Annotated in this window: 17 protein-coding genes and 1 tRNA gene; 10 read left to right on the top strand and 8 right to left on the bottom strand. The window is 44.1% G+C overall.

Annotated features, from left to right (window positions below; all coding sequences use genetic code 11):
* Nucleotides 1–125 precede the first annotated feature (125 nt).
* From N2K84_RS05405 to hemH, 5 genes are all read left to right on the top strand, one after another.
* Nucleotides 126–1,001, top strand: coding sequence for a MerR family transcriptional regulator (locus N2K84_RS05405; RefSeq protein WP_282590764.1), 876 nt, complete (start codon nt 126–128; stop codon nt 999–1,001).
* A gap of 169 nt (nt 1,002–1,170) precedes the next feature.
* Nucleotides 1,171–2,547 (top strand): oxygen-independent coproporphyrinogen III oxidase, encoded by a 1,377-nt coding sequence (gene hemN, locus N2K84_RS05400; RefSeq protein ID WP_282590763.1) that lies wholly within the window; start codon nt 1,171–1,173, stop codon nt 2,545–2,547.
* 62 nt (nt 2,548–2,609) lie between these two features.
* Nucleotides 2,610–3,956 carry a protoporphyrinogen oxidase gene (gene hemG, locus N2K84_RS05395; protein ID WP_282590762.1) on the top strand — a complete coding sequence of 449 codons (1,347 nt, stop codon included), beginning with the start codon at nt 2,610–2,612 and terminating at the stop codon, nt 3,954–3,956.
* A gap of 52 nt (nt 3,957–4,008) precedes the next feature.
* Nucleotides 4,009–4,905 (top strand): oxygen-dependent coproporphyrinogen oxidase, encoded by an 897-nt coding sequence (hemF, locus tag N2K84_RS05390; protein WP_282590761.1) that lies wholly within the window; start codon nt 4,009–4,011, stop codon nt 4,903–4,905.
* 13 nt (nt 4,906–4,918) lie between these two features.
* Nucleotides 4,919–5,944: a ferrochelatase gene (gene hemH, locus N2K84_RS05385; protein ID WP_282590760.1), complete on the top strand. Its 1,026-nt coding sequence runs from the start codon at nt 4,919–4,921 to the stop codon at nt 5,942–5,944.
* A gap of 77 nt (nt 5,945–6,021) precedes the next feature.
* Here the strand turns inward: hemH and rplT are convergent, their stop codons facing one another.
* The 5 genes from rplT to N2K84_RS05360 all read right to left on the bottom strand — a co-directional run bounded on the left by rplT (nt 6,022) and on the right by N2K84_RS05360 (nt 10,418).
* The gene (gene rplT / locus N2K84_RS05380) at nt 6,022–6,399 is read right to left on the bottom strand and encodes a 50S ribosomal protein L20 (protein ID WP_428221980.1); all 378 of its coding nucleotides are present in this window, start codon (nt 6,397–6,399) and stop codon (nt 6,022–6,024) included.
* 62 nt (nt 6,400–6,461) lie between these two features.
* Entirely contained in the window at nt 6,462–6,659 is a 198-nt protein-coding gene (gene rpmI / locus N2K84_RS05375) for a 50S ribosomal protein L35 (protein WP_282590759.1), read from the bottom strand.
* Nucleotides 6,660–6,686: 27 nt separating this feature from the next.
* The gene (gene infC, locus N2K84_RS05370; RefSeq protein WP_282590878.1) at nt 6,687–7,184 is read right to left on the bottom strand and encodes a translation initiation factor IF-3; all 498 of its coding nucleotides are present in this window, start codon (nt 7,182–7,184) and stop codon (nt 6,687–6,689) included.
* An 81-nt stretch (nt 7,185–7,265) separates the two neighbouring features.
* Nucleotides 7,266–9,215, bottom strand: a complete 1,950-nt coding sequence (gene thrS, locus N2K84_RS05365) for a threonine--tRNA ligase (RefSeq protein WP_282590758.1) — start codon at nt 9,213–9,215, stop codon at nt 7,266–7,268.
* 144 nt (nt 9,216–9,359) lie between these two features.
* Nucleotides 9,360–10,418 (bottom strand): DUF6588 family protein, encoded by a 1,059-nt coding sequence (locus N2K84_RS05360; RefSeq protein ID WP_282590757.1) that lies wholly within the window; start codon nt 10,416–10,418, stop codon nt 9,360–9,362.
* Between the two features lie 172 nt (nt 10,419–10,590).
* On the opposite strand from N2K84_RS05360, the gene N2K84_RS05355 reads away from it, so the two are divergent.
* On the top strand, nt 10,591–12,783 hold the full coding sequence (locus N2K84_RS05355; protein ID WP_282590756.1) for a S9 family peptidase: 2,193 nt from the start codon (nt 10,591–10,593) through the stop codon (nt 12,781–12,783).
* A gap of 14 nt (nt 12,784–12,797) precedes the next feature.
* On the opposite strand, the gene N2K84_RS05350 is transcribed toward N2K84_RS05355, so the two are convergent.
* Complete coding sequence (locus N2K84_RS05350) at nt 12,798–13,292, bottom strand: hypothetical protein (protein ID WP_282590755.1); 495 nt, start codon at nt 13,290–13,292, stop codon at nt 12,798–12,800.
* Nucleotides 13,293–13,314: 22 nt separating this feature from the next.
* The gene (locus N2K84_RS05345) at nt 13,315–13,980 is read right to left on the bottom strand and encodes a hypothetical protein (RefSeq protein ID WP_282590754.1); all 666 of its coding nucleotides are present in this window, start codon (nt 13,978–13,980) and stop codon (nt 13,315–13,317) included.
* Nucleotides 13,981–14,329: 349 nt separating this feature from the next.
* On the opposite strand from N2K84_RS05345, the gene N2K84_RS05340 reads away from it, so the two are divergent.
* The 4 genes from N2K84_RS05340 (at nt 14,330) to N2K84_RS05325 (ending at nt 18,441) form a co-directional block, all read left to right on the top strand.
* Nucleotides 14,330–14,413: transfer RNA gene (locus N2K84_RS05340), tRNA-Leu, on the top strand.
* Between the two features lie 85 nt (nt 14,414–14,498).
* A complete protein-coding gene (locus N2K84_RS05335; protein ID WP_282590753.1) occupies nt 14,499–15,377 on the top strand; it encodes a PfkB family carbohydrate kinase in 879 nt (292 codons plus the stop codon).
* A gap of 86 nt (nt 15,378–15,463) precedes the next feature.
* Nucleotides 15,464–17,359, top strand: coding sequence for a SpoIIE family protein phosphatase (locus N2K84_RS05330; protein WP_282590752.1), 1,896 nt, complete (start codon nt 15,464–15,466; stop codon nt 17,357–17,359).
* 38 nt (nt 17,360–17,397) lie between these two features.
* Nucleotides 17,398–18,441 (top strand): mechanosensitive ion channel family protein, encoded by a 1,044-nt coding sequence (locus N2K84_RS05325; RefSeq protein WP_282590751.1) that lies wholly within the window; start codon nt 17,398–17,400, stop codon nt 18,439–18,441.
* 37 nt (nt 18,442–18,478) lie between these two features.
* Here the strand turns inward: N2K84_RS05325 and N2K84_RS05320 are convergent, their stop codons facing one another.
* Nucleotides 18,479–20,992, bottom strand: a complete 2,514-nt coding sequence (locus tag N2K84_RS05320) for an ATP-dependent Clp protease ATP-binding subunit (protein ID WP_282590750.1) — start codon at nt 20,990–20,992, stop codon at nt 18,479–18,481.
* Between the last annotated feature and the right edge of the window lie 62 nt (nt 20,993–21,054).

Genomic DNA, 21,054 nt, shown 5'->3' with positions numbered 1-21,054 from the left:
TGAAACAAAAAGGCTCTTTGACTGTTCTACTGGTAATTGTTTCTTTTGTAAAATAAATGAAGCAGATCGTGATAGTCATAAAATTATAGCAGCTTTGGATCTTCTGAACACACAAATGCAACAACATGAACTACTATACCATTAAAGATTTGGAAACGCTTTCGGGTATAAAGGCGCACACCATCCGTATTTGGGAGAAACGCTATGGCTTGCTGGTGCCGCACCGTACCACTACCAACATTCGGTATTACAGTGATGAGGAATTAAAGCGCCTGCTGAATGTATCGGCGTTGGTAAAGAATGGCTTTAAGATTTCGAAAGTTTCCGGCTACGATGATCACCGCATACACGACGAGGTGTTGAAATTGAGCCGACAGGTTACCGGTATGGAAAATATCATCGATCAGCTCGTGATTCACATGGTGAATTTTGACGATGAGCAGTTCGAGATATTGCTCGATCGGCAAATTAATGAACATGGCTTTGAACAGGTTGTACTGGAAACCGTTTTCCCATTGTTCGAAAAGATTGGCATTTTTTGGCAAATTGGTTCCATCTTTCCGGCACAGGAACATTTCGTTTCCAATTTGTTGCGCCAACGCCTAATTACCGAAGCGGCTGCTTACCGCAATTACCAGGCCGATAAAACCGTATTATTCTTTCTTCCCGAAAATGAAATGCACGAACTGGGGCTTCTTTTTTACAATTACCTGGCACTGAAATACGGCTACAAGACCATTTACCTAGGGCAAAATGTGCCGTTCGAAGACTTATCCGGTCTTACCGATTTGACGAAAGTCGATTATGTGTTTACGGCTTTTATTAATGCAATTGAAAAGGAAGAGCTTGAAGCGTATTTTAACAAGTTGAATACGGTTTTTAAAAAGAAAAAAATCTTTGTAACCGGTGCTCAGGTGATGAAACACGAACCTCATCTTCCTGCAAATTTCAGGACGATCAGCCAGGTAAATACTTTCAAAAAATACTTTTTAAACGTATGATCCACAATTTTACTTCCTAATATTTGGACAATTGGACGAATTTGCAACAGCTGATATTTATCAAGTCCATTTCGGGCGCCATCATTTTTTGTTATTTTTAGCACATACTGAAAATGCATCCGGCATCATTCAGCCCAACTTCCTTTTTTAATTGAAATACATAGCTATCATGAAGATACCTCAAACATTGATTGAGAAATATAATGTACCTGTACCACGCTATACCAGTTATCCGCCGGCAAATTTTTTTGGCGACGATTTCGGGACTGCCGAATATTTGAAAGCAGTGGAACAATCCAATCAGGAAAAACCGGAAAATATAAGTATCTACCTGCATATTCCTTTCTGCACACAGTTGTGTTTGTATTGCGGATGTAACACCCACATCACGAAAGACCGGAAACTGATGCGAACATATGTGGATGCGCTGAAAAAAGAGATTGCCATGATCAGGCCATTACTTGACAAAAACCGGAAAGTGTCTCAAATCCACTGGGGCGGCGGTACGCCCAACGCGCTTCCGTCGTCGTATATTGGCGAAATTATGGGTATCCTGACTTCGGAATTTCAATTTATTGACAAACCCGAAATTGCTGTGGAGTGTAATCCTGCCCACTTGGATGCGAAGTATATCGCCGATTTGGCATCATTTGGTTTCAACCGCATTAGCATGGGAGTACAGGATTTTCGTGAAGATGTACTAAATGCCGTTCGCCGCGAAGTGCCCGTTATTTCTATCGAAGAGCTGTATCAGCTGATCAAGTCGCATCCGGGGATGTCAGTCAATCTCGACTTTATTTACGGGTTACCGTTTCAAACAGCCGAATCTTTTGCCAAAACGATGGAAAGGGCATTGGCTATTTCGCCAGACAGGTTGGTGACCTTTTCGTATGCGCATGTGCCATGGGTGAAAAAGGCCCAGCAAAAACTGGAAGATTATGGCTTGCCATCGGCCGATGAAAAGGTGAAAATGTTCGAGGAGGCCTGGGCACTGATGAAGGCAGCCGGCTACATTCCGATTGGTTTGGATCATTATGCCAAACCGGAAGACGACATGGCACAGGCCTTGCAAAGCCGTAGCCTGCACCGAAATTTCCAGGGATACTGTACCCGCGAAACCACCGGGCAGGTTTATGCGTTTGGCGTTACCGGGATCAGCCAGCTGGAAAACGTATATGCGCAAAATGCCCGGACGGTGAAAGAATATATTGAACACATCGAAAAGGGCGAAATCCTTGTCGTAAAGGGCTATTCGCTGTCACGACCCGAAAAAATTATCCGTCAGATCATCAACGAAATCATGTGCAACCAGTACCTTTCGTGGCAACAGGTGGCAACAAATTTTGGAACAACAGTCCAGGAAATAAAAGACATGCTGAATTTCAGCAACAAAAAACTCGATCCGTTTAAGGCAGATCAATTGCTCGATTATAACGATGATGAACTGGTGATCCACGATCTTGGCCGTTTCTTCTTGCGCAATATTGCTGCAGTTTTCGATATTCATGCAGGCGATACCACCCGAAAGTTTTCGCAATCGGTATAAATTGAAATTGACAGTTTGTGTTTCGTCATAAATTAATAATGAATACGCATATAAAATAAGCTATGAAACGAGTTGCCGTTATTGGAGCCGGACTTACCGGCCTGACCACTGCCTATTATCTTCGGAAGAAAGGGGTTGATGTTACCATTTTTGAAAAAGCAGATCGGGCAGGAGGGGTGATCCAAACGGTACAAAAGGATGGTTTTATTTTCGAAAACGGACCGAGTACGGGCGTTTTGGGTACGCCGGAAGCTGCTGAACTGATTGAAGAATTGGGAGGACATTGCCAGCTTGAGATCGCCGATGAAAACGCCAAATTCCGCTGGATATGGAAAAACGGGCGCTGGCATACTTTGCCATCCGGATTGATCGGGGGCATTACTACGCCCCTGTTCACCTTTGCAGATAAGTTGCGGTTACTGGGCGAGCCTTTCTGCCAGCCGGGCGCCGATCCCAACGAATCGCTGGCCGATATGGTGCGGCGGCGCATGGGGAAAAGCTTCCTGGATTATGCGGTCGATCCATTCATCCTGGGCATTTATTCCGGCGATCCGGAAAAGTTGGTCACCAAATATGCCCTGCCCAAATTGTATAACCTGGAGCAGAAATACGGTAGTTTTATCGGTGGTTCAATTAAAAAGGCCAAAGAACCTAAAACAGAACGGGATAAAAAAGCGACCCGACAGGTTTTCGCCCTTTCCGGAGGGCTCTCCACCTTAATTGCCGCGTTGGTGAAAGAAATAGGGAAGGAGCGCATACAATTAAATTGCGGAAAAATCAATGTCGGGCGTTCCGGTCCGGGGTATCTGATTTCGGGTGCTGACAGGCACGAAATGCCTTTTGATCAGGTAGTTTCAACCATTGGCGCATACGAACTTAAGAATATTTTCGAATTTTTACCAACCGAACAGTTGTCGAAAATAGAAAAGTTGCCATATGCCCGTGTGGTACAGGTTTCGGTAGGTTTCAAAAACTGGGAAGGTATTGAACTGAAAGCATTTGGCGGATTGGTGCCTTTTCGTGAAAACCGGCAGGTATTGGGTGCGCTGTTCCTGTCTTCATTTTTAAAAGGAAGAGCACCGGAAGGAGGTGTGCTGATTTCGACTTTTTTGGGAGGCGTGCGCAAACCTGAAATGGTTGATCTTTCGGATGATGAGATTAAAACGATCGTTTCTGTTGAATTAAAATCCATGCTTGGCTTAACAAAGTGGGCGCCTGATTTGTTGGTAATTAATCGTTATCAGCACGCCATTCCTCAGTATGGCATCGAATCAACCGAAAAACTGCAGGCCATTGCTGAACTGGAAGAAGCTTTCCCGGGCTTGATTTTGGCCGGAAACATACGCGATGGTATTGGCATGGCCGACCGGATCAAACAGGGAAAGATGATTGCTGAAACGATTGGATAGCCCGCCGATCAGACCGTTGTGCGGGAAAATTAACCGGATTATTTCAACTATTATGAGAAAAGAACGGGTGGCAACCACTTACCGCACCTTGCAACAACAAATTTGTAAACAATTGCAGACGGCCGATGGGAAATCGGCTTTTAAAACGGACAGTTGGAAAAAAGATATCGGATACGGGCATACCATGGTTTTTCAGGGAGGCGATGCGATTGAAAAAGCCGCGGTCAACTTTTCGGCTGTTGGTGGGCCCGTTACCGAAACGATGCGCCAGACCTTGAATATCGAAGAAGGCCAGGAATATTTCGCCAGCGGTATTTCTTCAATCATTCATCCCTGCAACCCGTATGTGCCCATCACCCATATGAATGTTCGTTATTTTGAGCTGAGCTCCGGACAATCGTGGTTTGGCGGTGGCATCGACCTTACCCCGCATTACGTGGACAGGCAGGAGGCTGGCTGGTTTCATCGCGAACTAAAGACTGTTTGCGACCGGTTCGATACCAATTTTTATCCCGACTTTAAGGTTTGGGCCGATGACTATTTCTATCTGAAACACCGGGAAGAAACCCGTGGCATAGGCGGAATTTTTTTTGATCATCAACCGGCAGTTGAAGAGAAGCAATTTGAAAAGTTGTTTGCCTTTACCATCGACCTGGCCAAAGCCTATCCGCGCGTCTATATTGAGTTGCTGAATAAAAACCGGAACAGGAAGTATTCCGACATCGAAAAAAAATGGCAATATCTGCGAAGAGGCCGCTATGTGGAGTTTAACCTGCTATACGACATAGGGACTAAATTCGGTTTGGAATCGAACGGACGCACGGAATCGATCTTTCTGAGTATGCCGCCAATAGCGTCATGGGCGTATGATTACGCGGCGGAAAAAGGCTCGAAAGAAGCAGAGACACTGAATTTATTGAAAAAAAATATTGACTGGCTAAATCTGTAACCCAAGACAATTTATGGCAACAAGAAACGATAATTCAAACCGCACCGCAGTTTTGCTGGTAAATGTTGGAACACCCGATGCGCCAACAGTACCTGCTGTCCGAAAGTATTTATTTCAGTTTTTGAATGACCGTCGCGTAATCGATTTACCGCTCATCCCGCAAAAAATCCTGGTGAACCTGATTATCGTTCCATTTCGGGCTCCCAAATCAACCGAATTGTACAAAATTCTGTGGACTGAAAAAGGCTCGCCATTAATGGTGAATGCTGAAAAAAACCGGACTAAGTTGCAAGAAGCGCTGGGGGACGATTATGAAGTGTTTACCGCCATGCGTTACCAGAATCCGTCGTTGAAGATGGTTTTGCGCGAGGTTCGGGACAAACGATTCGGAAAAATGATTGTGATCCCGGTTTTTCCCCAATATGCTTCGTCAACAACCGGAACCATTTTTCAATTTGTTTCTCAGGAAATTGCCCGCTGGGAAGTTATTCCCGAAGTGCGCATGGTGAGCCAGTTTTACGATCATCCGCAGTTTCTGGAGGCTTTTGCCGATCGCATTCGTGCGTACAACCCGGAAACCTGGGACCATCTGATTTTTTCGTATCATGGTTTGCCAAACCGGCAGGTGGATAAAGTTCATCCCGAAGTAAAATCGGTGAATTGCAGCTGCGAAACAGCCCTTCCACCGCACGGTAAATATTGCTACAAAGCAACCTGTTACGAAACCACCCGTTTGCTGGCTGCTGCCCTGAACCTGAAAAAGGAAGACTACTCGGTGTCATTTCAGTCGCGCCTAACCAAAAACTGGCTGAAACCTTTTACCGATGAGAACCTGATTGGCATGGCAAAAGCAGGCAAAAAACGCGTTTTGGTGGTTGCTCCTGCCTTTGTGGCCGATTGCCTGGAAACTACGGTGGAAATCGGTTGCGAATACCAGGAATTGTTTGTTGAACACGGCGGAGAGAAAGTACAACTGGTGAAAAGTTTAAACGATCACCCGCTTTGGATTGAAACGTTGAAACAACTGATTGAAGACTGAAATTAGCGTATATGAAAAAAAGGCTGCCCAAAAAGGACAGCCTCTATTCTGTTTATTTCAACCTTATTCGTCTTTGTTTATTTCACCTTATCAACGATTGCTTTGAAAGCAACCGGTTGATAAACGGCTAAATCAGCTAATACTTTACGGTTGATTTCGATGCTGTTCTTCTTCAACAAACCGATTAACTGAGAATAGCTCATTCCTTCCATACGAGCAGCGGCGTTAATACGCTGGATCCAAAGGGCACGGAAGTTTCTTTTTTTGGCTTTCCGGTCGCGGTAAGCATATTGTAACCCTTTTTCATAGGTGTTTTTTGCTACCGTCCAGACATTTCTGCGGGCACCCCAATTACCTTTGGTTTGCTTGAGGATTTTTTTTCTACGAGCCCGAGATGCTACGTGATTTACTGATCTTGGCATAATCTTACATTTTAAGCGGTTAGCGCCCGGCATGGCCGGAACTTTTTGGCTAATTCACTTGGTTTTAAACTCTAATTTTAACTCTTCGAAAAGGATTACTTCATGGCGAGCAACAACTTCACGTTGTTTTCGTCAGTTTTGTTCACCAACCCTGAATGGGTCAGATTCCGTTTACGTTTAGTGCTTTTTTTGGTCAGGATGTGACTTTTAAAAGCATGCTTCCTTTTCAATTTTCCGGTGCCGGTTAATTTAAACCGTTTTTTTGCGCCGGAGTTGGTCTTCATTTTTGGCATCTTTTCTAATTTAAATTATCAAAGAAATTACTTCTTCTTTTTAGGTGAAATAAACATCGTCATTCTTTTTCCTTCCAATTGCGGAAGTTGCTCTACTTTGCCGTAATCCTCCAGGGCGGTTGCAAATTTCAGCAACAGGATTTCGCCTTGTTCTTTAAACAGGATTGAACGTCCTTTAAAGAAAACATAGGCTTTAACTTTTGCTCCTTCGCCCAAAAATTTTTCGGCATGCCGCAGCTTAAACTGAAAGTCGTGCTCATCGGTTTGCGGACCGAAGCGAATTTCTTTTACCACTACTTTCACGGCCTTGGCCTTCATTTCTTTTTGTTTCTTTTTTTGTTGATAAAGAAACTTCTGATAGTCCGTTATTTTACAAACAGGAGGATCGGCATTGGGGGAAATTTCAACCAGGTCCAATCCGAGTCCTTCGGCCATGGCCAAGGCTTCTTTCAATGAATATACTCCCTGATTTTCAACGTTTTCACCAACAACGCGAACCTGATGAGATCTGATTCTCTCATTTATCCTGTGCTGAGGTGTTGTATCTACACGTGTTCCTCCGCGATATGGTCTTTTTACAGCGATAAGAAAACCTCCTATTCTTTTTTAGTTATAAAATGCTGATAATTGATCTTTTACTTCGTTGTTCAGGAAAGCTGCAAACTCTTCCATGGTCATGCTGCCTTTATCACCTTCGCCTTGTTTTCTCACTGAGACCAAACCGCTTTCGGCTTCTTTTTCCCCGACAATCAATAAGTACGGGATACGTTTTAACTCGTTGTCCCGGATTTTACGGCCGATTTTTTCATTGCGCCCGTCAACCAGGCTGCGAATATCGGAATTATTTAGATAATTTGAAACATTTTCCGCGTATTCATTATATTTTTCGCTGATCGGCAGTACAACAACCTGCTCGGGGGTCAGCCAAAGCGGGAATTTTCCGGCGGTGTGCTCAATCAACACTGCTACAAAGCGTTCCATCGATCCGAATGGCGCCCGGTGAATCATGATGGGGCGGTGGCGTTTGTCATCGGCGCCAATGTATTCGAGTTCGAACCGTTCTGGCAGGTTATAGTCAACCTGAATAGTTCCCAACTGCCAGTTGCGTCCCAATGCATCCTTGATCATGAAGTCGAGCTTGGGACCGTAGAAAGCGGCTTCGCCCAACTCAGTAACGGTTTTTAGTCCTTTTTCGGCAGCAGCTTCAATGATGGCTTGTTCGGCTTTATCCCAGTTTTCGGGCGAACCAATGTACTTTTCGGGTTTATTGGGATCGCGCAATGAAATCTGGGCGGTATAATCTTCAAAATTTAATGCTTTGAAAATGATGAAGATAATATCAATTACTTTTTTGAATTCGTCCTTTAGCTGGTCGGGCCGGCAAAAAATGTGGGCATCATCCTGGGTGAATCCGCGTACACGGGTCAAACCGTGGAGTTCACCACTTTGCTCGTAACGATAAACGGTACCGAATTCGGCCATCCGTATCGGTAAATCTTTGTACGAACGAGGTTTAAACTTGTACAGCTCGCAGTGGTGCGGACAGTTCATGGGTTTCAGCATATACTCTTCGCCTTCGGCCGGCGTTTTGATGGTTTGGAACGAATCTGCCCCGTATTTCTGAAAATGTCCCGACGTTTTGTACAGTGTAACATCTCCGATGTGAGGAGTCATTACCTGTTCGTACCCAAATTTCTTTTGTACTTTTTTCAGGAAATCTTCCAGCTGCATACGTAACATGGTTCCTTTCGGCAACCACAGCGGAAGGCCCTGACCCACCTGTTGAGAAAAAGTGAACAGTTCCATTTCTTTCCCGATTTTGCGGTGGTCGCGTTTTTTTGCTTCCTCCAACAGCACCAGGTATTCATCGAGCATTTTTTGTTTTGGAAAAGTTACACCGTACACGCGTGTCAGCATCTTGTTTTTTTCGTTGCCACGCCAGTAAGCGCCGGCAATCGAAGTCAATTTTACAGCCTTAATGTATGAGGTGTTGGGCAAATGCGGGCCACGGCATAAATCAGTGAAATTCCCCTGTTGGTAGAGGGTGATGGTGCCGTCTTCCAGTTCACTGATCAACTCTTGTTTGAGTTCATCATTTTTTGAAGTAAACATGGCCAGCGCGTCAGCTTTCGAAATTTCTTTGCGAACGATATCGGTTTTTGCCCGCGCTAACTCAATCATTTTCTTTTCAATTTCAGCAAGGTCTTTTTCCGTCAGCTGCTTTCCTTCCGGAAGATCGATATCGTAATAAAAACCGGTATCAACCGTGGGGCCAATGCCAAATTTGGTACCCGGGTAAAAGAACTCAATGGCCTCGGCCATCAGGTGGGCTGACGAGTGCCAGAAGGTTTCTTTTCCTTCCCGGTCGTCCCACGTGTACAGTTTGACGGACGCATCGGAGATCAACGGGCGGTTTAAATCCCAAACTTCGCCATTCACTGAAATGGCCAAAACATCTTTTGCCAGGCGGCTGCTAATGGCATTGGCAATATCGAGCCCGGTTGCCCCGGCTTCAAATTCCCGGATGCTATTGTCAGGTAATGTAATTTTAATCATTGGTCTTATCGTGTGATATCTTATTTTCAGGCTGCAAAGATAATTATTATTGAAGGATGGCATCAAATTGCACCTATGTTTTTGTCAAATTAAAAACAAAAAAGGCGCCTGTTCAGCGCCTCTTGAAATGTGTATTGTTATCCGCTAACGAAAACCGAGACTGATTCCCGCATTATAAGACGTATATTCCGATTTGTTAACCGATCCGTACAGGCTAAAGAAAGCCAGTTTTAGCCGTAAACCAGCACTAAGACTCAGATTAGAAGCTTCAAAATCGAGTTGGACCGGATCGGTTTCGCCGTAGATGACCACTTCATTGATGGCTTCACCGTCTTCAATAAAAGGATAACTTCCTTTCAGGTCGATATCTGTTTGGCTTTTGTTATTCCCGGCGCTGGCATACACGGTTAAAACACTTAGTTTTTTGGAAACAATCAGACCATAGCCAAAGGTTTGGGTTTTAAATTTCAGTTGCTGGTTGTCGTCTTGTATATAATTGTTTTGCACAGAAATCCCTTGTTCGAAGTCATACTCATCAGCTCCAAACATCAAATCGCCGGATGCATCGATGGTCGAAAAATTTAAATAAACGGAAGCATCAAAAGGGAGATGTTTCAAAAAGGGCAGCGATTCTTTAAAATTGTGTTTTAATCCGCCGCCAATCATGCCGACTTTTATTTCATCATCGTCGAACGACAATTCCGGCACATACCGAATGCTCAGATCCGTTTTTGGCAGAACGCCCAGAGTCAGTTGGGCCATAGGTACCGGTACCATGTCAAAGCCGGTACCCTGCGGGGTGTTAAATGTTACAACTTCACGATTGTCCAGGTAAACGCCCATTCTCGGGCCATCTTCTTCTGCCCCTGCAACGGTGGGAGCTATCGGTCCTCCCGAGATCAACCGGGTGTTATTGCTCAGACCAATTTCATTTACATTGAATGCTTGTCCGCTTGATGGGATCATTATGGCACTGACGTTGATCGCCAGGTCCATCCCAAACAACTTATGCGTCGCGGCACTGTTGTACCAGCAGTTGTTCAGGCCGTCGCCCAAGGCAAGCGCATAAGGATTCAGGTACGCTTGAATCAATTTGGTAGCATCATCTTTACCCGCCCGGATAAAATCAGCCACTTCGGATTGGGAATGCCCCACTTTCAGAATAAAAAGGAAAGCCAACGTTAAAATCAATTTACTCTTCATAATCTATTTTTTTCATTTAACAGAAAAAGTCCTTATTTTCGGGGAAAAGATAAGGATAAATCATGTAACTATCTGCTTGCCCAATTGACTTATCCACAAAAATAACCTGGAGTTTATCTTTTTTATTTGCGAAAATTTTCAAAGTTTTGATCATTCAATAAAAACGTTTACTATGCGCTATTTAATTTTTCTGTTTGTTCTTTTCATTGGGTTTGGAAACCCATTGTACGCTCAAAAAAAGATTAGCCTGGAGGATGTCCAGGCTTTCGGTACTTTTCGCGAAAAAAAGGTTGAAGGACTTCGGTCGATGAATGATGGACTGCACTACACCGTACTGGAAGAAGGTAGTAGAATTGTAAAATACAGTTATAAGGAAGGTAAAAAAATTGCCACTGTTTTCGATCTGTCAACGGTTGATAATGCCCCGATCAGCAGTTTTTCGGCTTACGAATTCAGCGATGATGAAACTAAACTGTTGCTGACTACCAAGGTGGAAAAGATTTACCGTCACTCATTTACCGCCGAATATTTTGTGTGGAATTCGGTAACGCAAGAGTTGACCGAACTTTCGGCAAAAGGCAGGCAGCAATTGGCTACATTTTCACCCGATGGCGAGCGAGTTGCCTTTGTGCGCAAAAACAACCTTTTTGTGAAAAGTCTGAAATTTGGCACCGAAAGCCAAGTCACTTTTGACGGGAAAAAGAACGAAATTATCAATGGGGCACCGGATTGGGTGTACGAAGAAGAGTTTGCGTATAACAAGGCATTTTCCTGGTCGCCCGATTCTAAATTTCTGGCCTTTATTCGTTTTGACGAGCGGGAGGTGAACGATTTTTCGATGACTATGTTCCGGGGGGAACAACCAAGTTTAAACGAGAATGAGCTATACCCGTCGGGCTACACCTTTAAATACCCTAAAGCCGGAGAGAAAAATTCGGAGGTGAGCGCGCATGTTTACGACCTGAAATCGAAAACCACCGTGGAGGCAGATCTGGGAACAGAAAAGGATATTTATGTGCCTCGACTGAAATGGACCGCCGATGCGGCCGAGTTGGCCATCATGCGTCTCAACCGGCGCCAGAATGTGCTGGACGTGTTGCTGGCCAACCCGAACACCGGCGATACCCGTTCGTTCTTCACCGAAAAAAATAACCGTTATGTGGCTGAAGAGTTTCTGGACGATTTCATCTTTTTGCCCGACAATGATTATTTTGTGGTAAACAGTGAGCGCAATGAATATTCGCATTTGTATTTATACGATCGGCAAGGTTTCCTGGTGAAACAGCTGACGGACGGTGCGTTTGATGTAACCGATTTTTATGGTTTCGATAAAAAGCGCAAGATATTTTATTACCAGGCTGCCAAGGAATCTGCTATGAGGAGAGAAGTGTATTACGTAAGCCTGGATGGAAAAAAGCAAGGTAAATTATCTTCGGCTCCCGGAACCAGTAAGGCCGAATTCAGCAGCGGATTCAATTACTTCATCAATTCCTGTTCTTCGGTAGAAAACCCGCTTCAGGTAACTTTACATGACAATACCGGAAAACTGTTGCGGGTACTGGAAGATAATGCTGATCTGAAGGCAAAGCTTAAGGAATACAACATTCCTCAAAAAGAATTTTTCGAATTCGAAACCTCTGAAGGAATATTGCTGAACGGCTGGATGATTAAACCGGTTGATTTTGATACTTCGAAAAAATATCCGGTGGTGATGACCCAGTACAGCGGGCCAAATTCGCAGGAAGTGCTGGACAAATGGTCAGTGGATTGGTACCATTATTTGGCCCAGGAGGGATTTGTAGTTGCTTGTGTTGATCCGCGCGGTACCGGAGCACGGGGAGAAGAGTTCCGGAAAGTTACCTATATGCAGTTGGGCAAATACGAATCGGACGATCAGGTTGAAGCTGCAAAATATCTGGGTTCATTGCCGTATGTTGATAAAAATAACATTGCCATCTGGGGTTGGAGCTATGGTGGTTTCATGACCTTGCTGAGCATGGAAAAAGGAGGCGATATATTTAAAGCAGGCATTGCCGTAGCACCGGTTACCCACTATAAGTTTTACGACACAGTTTACACCGAGCGTTATATGCGCACACCCCGTGAAAATCCTGATGGCTACGACGAAAATTCGCCCATGGCCAATCCTAGTAATATCACAGGGCGATTACTGATTGTGCATGGTTCGGCCGACGACAATGTGCATGTGCAAAACACGATGGAATTTACCGAAAAATTGGTGCAGGCCGGTGTTCAGTTTGATATGGCCATCTATACCAACAGGAATCATAGTATTTTTGGTGGAAATACCCGCCTTCATTTGTACCGGAAGATGACCGACTTTCTGAAAACACAATTGAAATAACAAGAAGCTTTTATTTATGATACAGCCTGTTGTTCGTTCAGCAGGCTGTTTGTTTTTAGAAAATCATACGAAAATTCGTCCCGTCCGTTTGCCGCCTGTTTCATGATCCGTTCAAATAACTGATCCTGGTAAGGCGAGAAGGAGCCGTTTTTCTTTTTAATAAATGAAAAGCGGAGGGGCGAGCATCTCTCAAATTTTCGGGCAAATTTTCGGCTGAAAAACGGGTGGTTGGTTATTACCGATTCCACCAAAAACAGTTCAATGCTCTTTCCCATAAGCGATTTAAAAGCCTCGGCATTGGGCGAATGAAGCTGGTCAACACAGCCCATTACTTCAAAGCCCAAATGGTACGCTTTGCACAACCAGCTATCCAGCATTTCCTTTTTGGCCTTCGTGGAGAAACTGGTCATCAGCCCGTCATTCAGGTCGTCCGTGGCGTCCTGTAAGTCGTCGAGCAGTTGCAGGTAGGCTCCGTAATAGTATAAAAACTCTTCCTCTTTGTCTGTCAAATTTCCCAAAACCAAATAGCCGTCAGCAATAACCGATGTGCCGCCTTTCTGTGTAACAGATACGAAAGATGTCGTCCGGATTCAATTGATCAGCCTGATGAATCAGGGCCAAACTTTGTGTTTGTGCATCATGAATGGCCAGCAAACTCTTATACATCAGGGGATGCTGCTCTCGGCTCCAATAGTCTTCAATTAGTTCAACCATGTGAAAGATTTTTTCTTCCTGCCCATTCCGTGCACTTACCTGATGCCCGGCCAGGCGTTTAGCAAAGCTATTGCTGAAATCAATTTTTTCAAAAGTCGAAATGGCTGGAGTGTCCAAATAATTATCCGTATAGGGGTAGAGCATACTGTAAGCGAAAATGGGCGGGGTAAGGCAAATGGGTTTTCCGCAAAGAAACTGAAGCCCATTCATGATCCAAACGTTTCGGCAAGCCTGGAAAATATCGTGAAAAGAAATCGCTGGATCAAAAACCTGAGCCGCATTAATAAACCAATAGGTCGAACGAACCATGTCGTCGGAAAGAATCACCTGGAGATTGTCGTCGGAATAACCCAGCGTTTCCCGAAAAAATGTGTGCAACAAAGCCAATAATTCCGGCTTTTTATATGCATCCGTATTAACTTCGGCCTCCAGCGAGGCGGTTTGAAGCTTGTCCAAAAACTCATCAAACTTTATTTCACGCAATTTTTGTTGTTTTTTGCTGAAAAAGTTCAAATCGTTTGGAAATGTAGTCGAACTTTGTGTCCAAAAATCTCTAAATCCGGCTGAATAATCCATAAGTTGTTGATTTATATTCTCGTTTAGATTTGATAACAAAGTGATGAAAACTTTTTCAAATACAAATGGTATTTCCGATGAACAGGCTCATTTAATAGGTGAGCAGGCCCGGAACAAAAAAAATCGCAGAAATGCTATAAAATTTGCCTTGGGCATGGCATCAAAACAAAAAATTTCTATATTTGCAACGCCTAAAACAAAAGGCACTACCGGTAACATAACTGAAAAGTCAGATGCACGATGTTCTGTAGAAAAAGCCCAGATGGTGGAATTGGTAGACACGCTAGTTTCAGGGACTAGTGTCCGTAAGGATGTGCAGGTTCGAGTCCTGTTCTGGGTACGCATAAAGCACTTAAGTTGACCAACTTAGGTGCTTTTTTGTATTTGTTAAAGCCTTTAATTTATCACGTAAAACTTTCCGCCCTATGTCCAACGTACTTTTTATCGGATTGACCACTTTGGATATTCAGTATTTTGTGGATGAGTTTCCCGGTTCAAACACCAAAGTAAAAACCGCTCCGCCGCAATTATTGGTGGGAGGACCAGCCACCAACGCAGCTGTTGCGTATGCCTTTTTTGCCGGGAAGGCACCGTTGGTAACAGTGATTGGGGATAACACATTTAGGCCTTATTTTGAGGCCGATTTCGATCAATGTGGAATTGATGTCGTGGATGTTTTAAATCAAACTCGGGTCAATCCGGTTTTGGCCACGGTGGTTACCAGTAAGGAAAGTGGAAACAGGACTATTTTTACTCACAACCCGATTGATGTACCGCCGGGATTTGATGCAAAGCCAATATTAAATAAATATTCCCCCGACATACTTCTTATTGACGGCTTTTACCCCGAACTGGCTCTGCCACTATGCCGGGAAGCAAAAAAGAAAGGCATACTGGTAATTTTTGATGGTGGCAGTTGGAAAGAGCATCTGTATGAATTATTGCCAATGGTAGATGTAGCTATTTGTTCAAGCGATTTCCTGCCGCCAGGCTGCAATCATCAGGATGAGATTTTTGAATATTTAACTGGTTTGGGAATCCCAAATGTTGCAATAACGCAAGGAGAGAAGCCAATCTTGTATTTAGAAGACGGCGAATATGGACACGTTTCGGTTGAGCCGGTTGCTGTGACAGATACCTTGGGGGCAGGCGATTTTTTTCACGGTGCCTTCTGCTATTTCTGGCAGCAGAACAAGCAGTTTCATTCGGCTCTGGCGAAAGCTGCACATTTTGCCTCAGCCACCTGCACGATGCCCGGTACCCGTATTTGGCTCACAAAGTTTGACAGGCACTCGTTTTTTTAGAGGCGGTGCAGTCGAATTTTAACTTTTGCCTGTTTTATTAGTCCTTCCAATTGCATAACTTGTATTTCATTTCATCAGAGTGCTAAATGAATAACAGAAGCATCGCTTTTCAGCTCAGTATTTATATTTTGACCGCGGTAACGCTGGTTATTTCAGTCATCGTTTTTTTGCATTACAATTTCAGCCGGAAAATTTTAATTCAAAAGATTGAGGAAAGTGCGATTCACCAATCAAAGCAGATCACCGCTCAGGTTACCCGAAATATTGTTACAGCACAGGAGGTAAGCCGCAATGTAGCCAACCAGGCGCTATACTACCAGTCGCATGGCGATTTGGAGTTTTTTTTGAGCCAGGCGCTGAATTCAAATCCGCTGATGACCGGATTTCACGTAGAGTTGTTCAGCCCATCCGGAAGTCAATATTTATCGGTTATCCGAACCGATTCAACTGCTCATCAGATTTTCAGGGATGACCGTTTTTGTTCGGCGAACATTACGCCAACTGTCCGGATACAAGTTGCAGGCGGCGAAACAGTATGGTCTGAACCATTTTATTGCCTGCTGGACACAAGCAGGCTGATAGCCAGTTATTCGCATGCCATTTACACACGGGACGGGGCAATTGGCGGAATACTATCGGGACAGATCAGTCTTGATTTTTTGAACAAGGTGGTTTCCGGAATGATGTTCGAAAAAGGTGGATTTGCATTCATTGTTGGAGAGCAAGGCACCTTCTTGACCCATCCAAAACAGGAATGGATCATGCAGCGCAATATTTACGAAATCTCACACCAAATATTCCCTGAAAACCGCGATAAATACGAACAGCTACTGCGATCGCACTTGGCAGGTTCCGGTTTTGCCTATCCGGAACTGTATGATTATAAAAAGAGTTGGTTTCATTTTTCCCCGATTCCGCATACTAATTGGTCTGTTATTATAATTGTGCCAGCTAAAGAGCTTTTTAATGATTTGGATCTCATTTTACGAGAAATCATTCTGGTTTCAGCCATTGGCTTGTTGTCGGTATTGGCAATTATCATATTGATTTTTCGGAAAATGCTACTTCCCCTGGCCAGCGTTGTAAAATCCATTCAACGCTTTAGCTTTGGCGACCGGAGAAGGTTGAACCGGAAAAATGAGGTAGAACTGCTGAACGACAGTTTACAGGAATTGCAACAGCAATACAACAGTTATCTGCAAGAGCAAAATCAAAGCCGGAAAGACCGCCGGAAATTTGAAAAAGACCTGAAATCGGCCAAAGAAATTCAAACAGCTATCATTCCCAAGGAATACACAACAGATCCGGATCACCCGGAAATCGAGCTGTTCGCAGCTCTACAACCAGCAGAGAGTATCGGTGGCGACCTGTATGATTATTTCTTCATCGACTCAAAGCACTTGTTGTTTACCATGGGCGATGTGTCGGGAAAAGGCATACCCGCTGCCTTATTCATGGCTGTGGCCCACACGATGATTAAAAACAAAGCCAACGCACTTTCAGCCAAAAAAATAATAGAGCAGGTAAATAAGGAATTAAGTTATCAAAATACCAATCAACATTTTCTAACCTTGTTTCTCGGTATTTTGAACACCGAAACCGGGGTGCTGAATTACTGCAATGCCGCACACAATTATCCGTTCGTCGTCCGACCCAACAAAGAGGTTAGCCTATTGGAGAAAACGCATGGATTGCCGGTTGGAGTGTATGCAAATAAACCGTATTCGGGTGATTACATGGTGTTGGAAAAGGGAGATATGCTTGTGCTTTACACGGATGGAGTTACAGATTGTAAGGACTCGAGCGATACTTTTTACGGAATCGACCGGTTAACTGACAACCTTAGCAACATGACTGATTTGCCCGCACCGGAATTGGTAAAAAGGCTGTTGAAGAGTTTGGCTGTGTTCCGTGGCGAAACCAGGCAGGCCGATGACATCAGTTTGATGGCGATCCGCTATCACGGAAAAGATCACGAATAAAGTCCGGATCACTAATCATGTTTTGTACAATGAATCAAATGAGCCATTTTCAACATATTTTACTTGGAGTATTCAGCCTGATTATTGGTATTCTACTGGCCATACTGGTTTACCGGGTACTACGAAAAGTAATCCTCAAAGAGGGTAACGAGTATGTTTGGATGAAGCTATTGAAACGAATCAGTATCCCACTGGGTTTGTTAATAATCATTACCATTTTATCGGTAATGTTGCCCATGGATGATTTAACAGGGTCAGCTATTGATTTTACGATTATGGCTTCTATTGCGTATGATGTCATTATCTCCTGGCTCATCATCATCGCCATAAAAAGTATCCGTCTGATAGTAATGGGCAGGTACGATCTGACCTCAAAAAACAATCTGAAAGCGCGTAAAATTCAAACTCAACTTGTTGTAATTGAACGCATTTTAATTACGTTGGTTTTGTTGATTGGCTTTTCGATAATGTTGCTCAGTTTTCCGAAAATCAGACAAATCGGTGTAAGTTTGCTGGCAAGTGCCGGGATTGCCGGTATTATTATCGGGTTTGCCGCCCAACGGAGTATTGCATTGTTCCTGGCTGGATTTCAAATTGCTTTCACCCAGCCCATTCGGTTGGATGATGTCGTGATTGTGGAAGGAGAGTGGGGGTGGATTGAAGAAATTACTCTGACCTATGTGGTCATTCGTATTTGGGACAAACGTCGTTTGATTGTTCCGATTACCTTTTTCATCGAAAAGCCCTTTCAGAACTGGACGCGCACAACTGCAGAAATTCTGGGTACGGTTTTTATCTATGTTGATTATGGTTTTCCGGTGGACGAGATGCGGAAACAGCTGGGTATCATATTGGAAAAGCAACCGGAATGGGATGGACAGGTCAATGTGCTGCAGGTAACCGATGCGAAAGAACAAACAATCGAGCTGCGAGCCTTGATGAGTGCGGCTGACTCACCCGCAGCCTGGGATTTGCGGGTGAAGGTTCGTGAGGAACTGATCGGGTTTGTTCAGGAGAAATATCCGCAATATTTGCCAAAAACAAGGGTACAACTTGGACAATATCCTGACACAAAAGCATAAAAAAACCAGTCATCGACTGGTTTTTTTTTTATATGCATCAGGCTTTTTGGGGTGTTCCCAGAATCCTGATTTTTATTTTTTCGTTTTTCTTGTCGAACCCAACCGAAACGGTATCGCCTTCCGAAATTGAAGCACGGATAATGACTTCGGCCATTTCATCCTCCAGGTATTTTTGGATAGCACGTTTCAAGGGTCTTGCACCGTATTGCGTGTCAAAACCTTTATCGGCGATAAACTCTTTGGCGGCTTTTGAGATTTTCAACTTGTAGTTTAAGGAAGTCACGCGTTCGTACAATCCTTTCAATTCGATATCAATAATTTTATAGATATCTTCTTTGGAAAGGGTGTTGAACATGACTACGTCATCGATACGATTCAGGAACTCGGGAGCAAACGCCCGTTTTAATGCTTTTTCGATAATGTATTTGGCATGGTCGGTTTCTTCCTCTGCCGTTTTTGGGGTTGTAAAACCAACGCCATGCCCAAAGTCTTTCAATTGACGCGAACCGATGTTTGAGGTCATGATGATGATGGTGTTTTTGAAATCGATATTTCGTCCCAAACTATCCGTCAATCGCCCTTCATCCAGCACCTGCAATAACAGGTGGAAAACATCCGGGTGTGCTTTTTCAATTTCATCCAACAAAACAACAGAGTATGGTTTACGACGGACCTTCTCTGTCAACTGTCCGCCTTCTTCATAACCAATATATCCTGGAGGTGCTCCGATCAAGCGGGAAACCGAGAATTTCTCCATGTACTCGCTCATATCAATGCGGATGAGCGAGTCGATACTGTCAAATAAATATTGGGCCAATACCTTGGCCAGCTGGGTTTTTCCCACACCTGTAGGCCCCAAAAAGATAAAAGAACCAATCGGTTTGTTTGGATCTTTCAGCCCGGCCCGGTTGCGCTGAATGGCTTTTACAATTTTGGCAATGGCCTCGTCCTGTCCAACCACGCTGCCTTTCAGTTGGTTGCCCATATCCATCAACCGTTTCCCTTCAGCCAGGGCAATTCGTTGCACAGGAATACCTGACATCATGGCTACTACTTCGGCAACTTTGTCTTCGGTAACCACTTCCCGATGCCTGATCAATTCTTTCTCCCAAGCTTCTTTTTCCTGTTCCAGCATTTGCAGCAGATTTTTTTCCTTATCGCGATGGCTGGCAGCCAATTCAAAGTTCTGACTTTTTACCGCCTTTATTTTTTCCTCGCGCGTAGTTTCAATTTTCTGCTCAAGTTTAACAATCCGTTCCGGAACATTTATATTGGAGATGTGAACGCGTGAGCCCGCTTCATCCAAGGCGTCAATAGCCTTGTCCGGTAAAAAGCGGTCGGTAATGTACCGGGCTGTCAATTTGACACAGGCGTCAATGGCTTCCGGGGTGTAAACTACATTGTGATGGTCTTCGTACCGCTCCTTAATATTATTAAGGATTTCTATGGTTTCGTCCACCGAAGTCGGTTCGATCATTACTTTCTGGAAACGGCGTTCCAAGGCTCCGTCTTTCTCAATTTGCTGGCGGTATTCATCCAGGGTAGTTGCCCCGATACACTGAATATCGCCACGGGCAAGCGCCGGTTTCAGCATGTTGGCAGCATCAAGCGAACCTGTCGCACCACCTGCTCCTACAATCGTGTGAATTTCGTCGATGAACAATATTACGTTGCTAACTTTAGACAACTCATTCAGAATTGCCTTCATGCGTTCTTCGAACTGCCCCCGGTATTTTGTTCCGGCCACAATTGATGCAATATCCAGACTCACAACACGTTTATCGAAAAGCACACGCGAAACTTTTTTCTGAACAATACGCAGGGCAAGACCTTCGGCAATGGCTGATTTACCAACACCAGGCTCACCGATCAAGATCGGATTGTTCTTTTTTCTCCGTGATAAAATTTGTGCCAAGCGTTCAATTTCTTTTTCACGTCCCACAATAGGGTCGAGGTTGTTTTCTTCGGCCGCTTTGGTGATATCCACGCCAAAGTTGTCCAAAACCGGGGTTTCCGATTTCGATGGGCCAGGCTTTTTCTGGGCTCCCGGACCGGTAGGTTTGGAGAACGGATCGTCTGCGTCGTCATCCTCGTCACCATAATCTGACTTTGCTTCAGGCTGTTTGTAATCTTCCAAACGGGATTTCAATATATAATAATTAATGTGAAAACCGTTTAAAATCAGGGATATCTGGCTATCCTTATCTTTTAGAATGGCTAGCAGCAAATGGCCCGTGTTAATTGTTTGGTTACCCATTGCACGAGCCTCCAGGTAAACTAGTTTAAGAGCCTTTTCGGCTGATTTCAAGAGTTGTACGGATGCTTGAGGATCAATCTCCTTATCTGTTCGCAGTGACAATTCTACGGTTTCCTTAATTTCTGATAAATTAACACCCAAATGCGAAAGTATGTCAATTGCAATGCCCTCGCCATCTCTCAAAATTCCCAGAAAAATGTGCTCCAGCCCAATTTGCTCGTTCCCTAATCGGATAGCCTCTTCTCGGCTATAGGTGAGAACGTCCTTTATCCTTGGTGAGAATTGAGAATCCATAATCTATTTTCCTTATTTTGATGTGGTTTTACTTTCTAACAAAAACTATTCCTAAATGTTGA

Origin of the sequence: Gaoshiqia sediminis (assembly GCF_025907915.1) — a bacterium.
Classification (GTDB): domain Bacteria; phylum Bacteroidota; class Bacteroidia; order Bacteroidales; family Prolixibacteraceae; genus Gaoshiqia; species Gaoshiqia sediminis.
The sequence above is the reverse complement of the archived record's forward strand: the minus strand, read 5'-3'. Positions and strand labels throughout refer to the sequence as shown.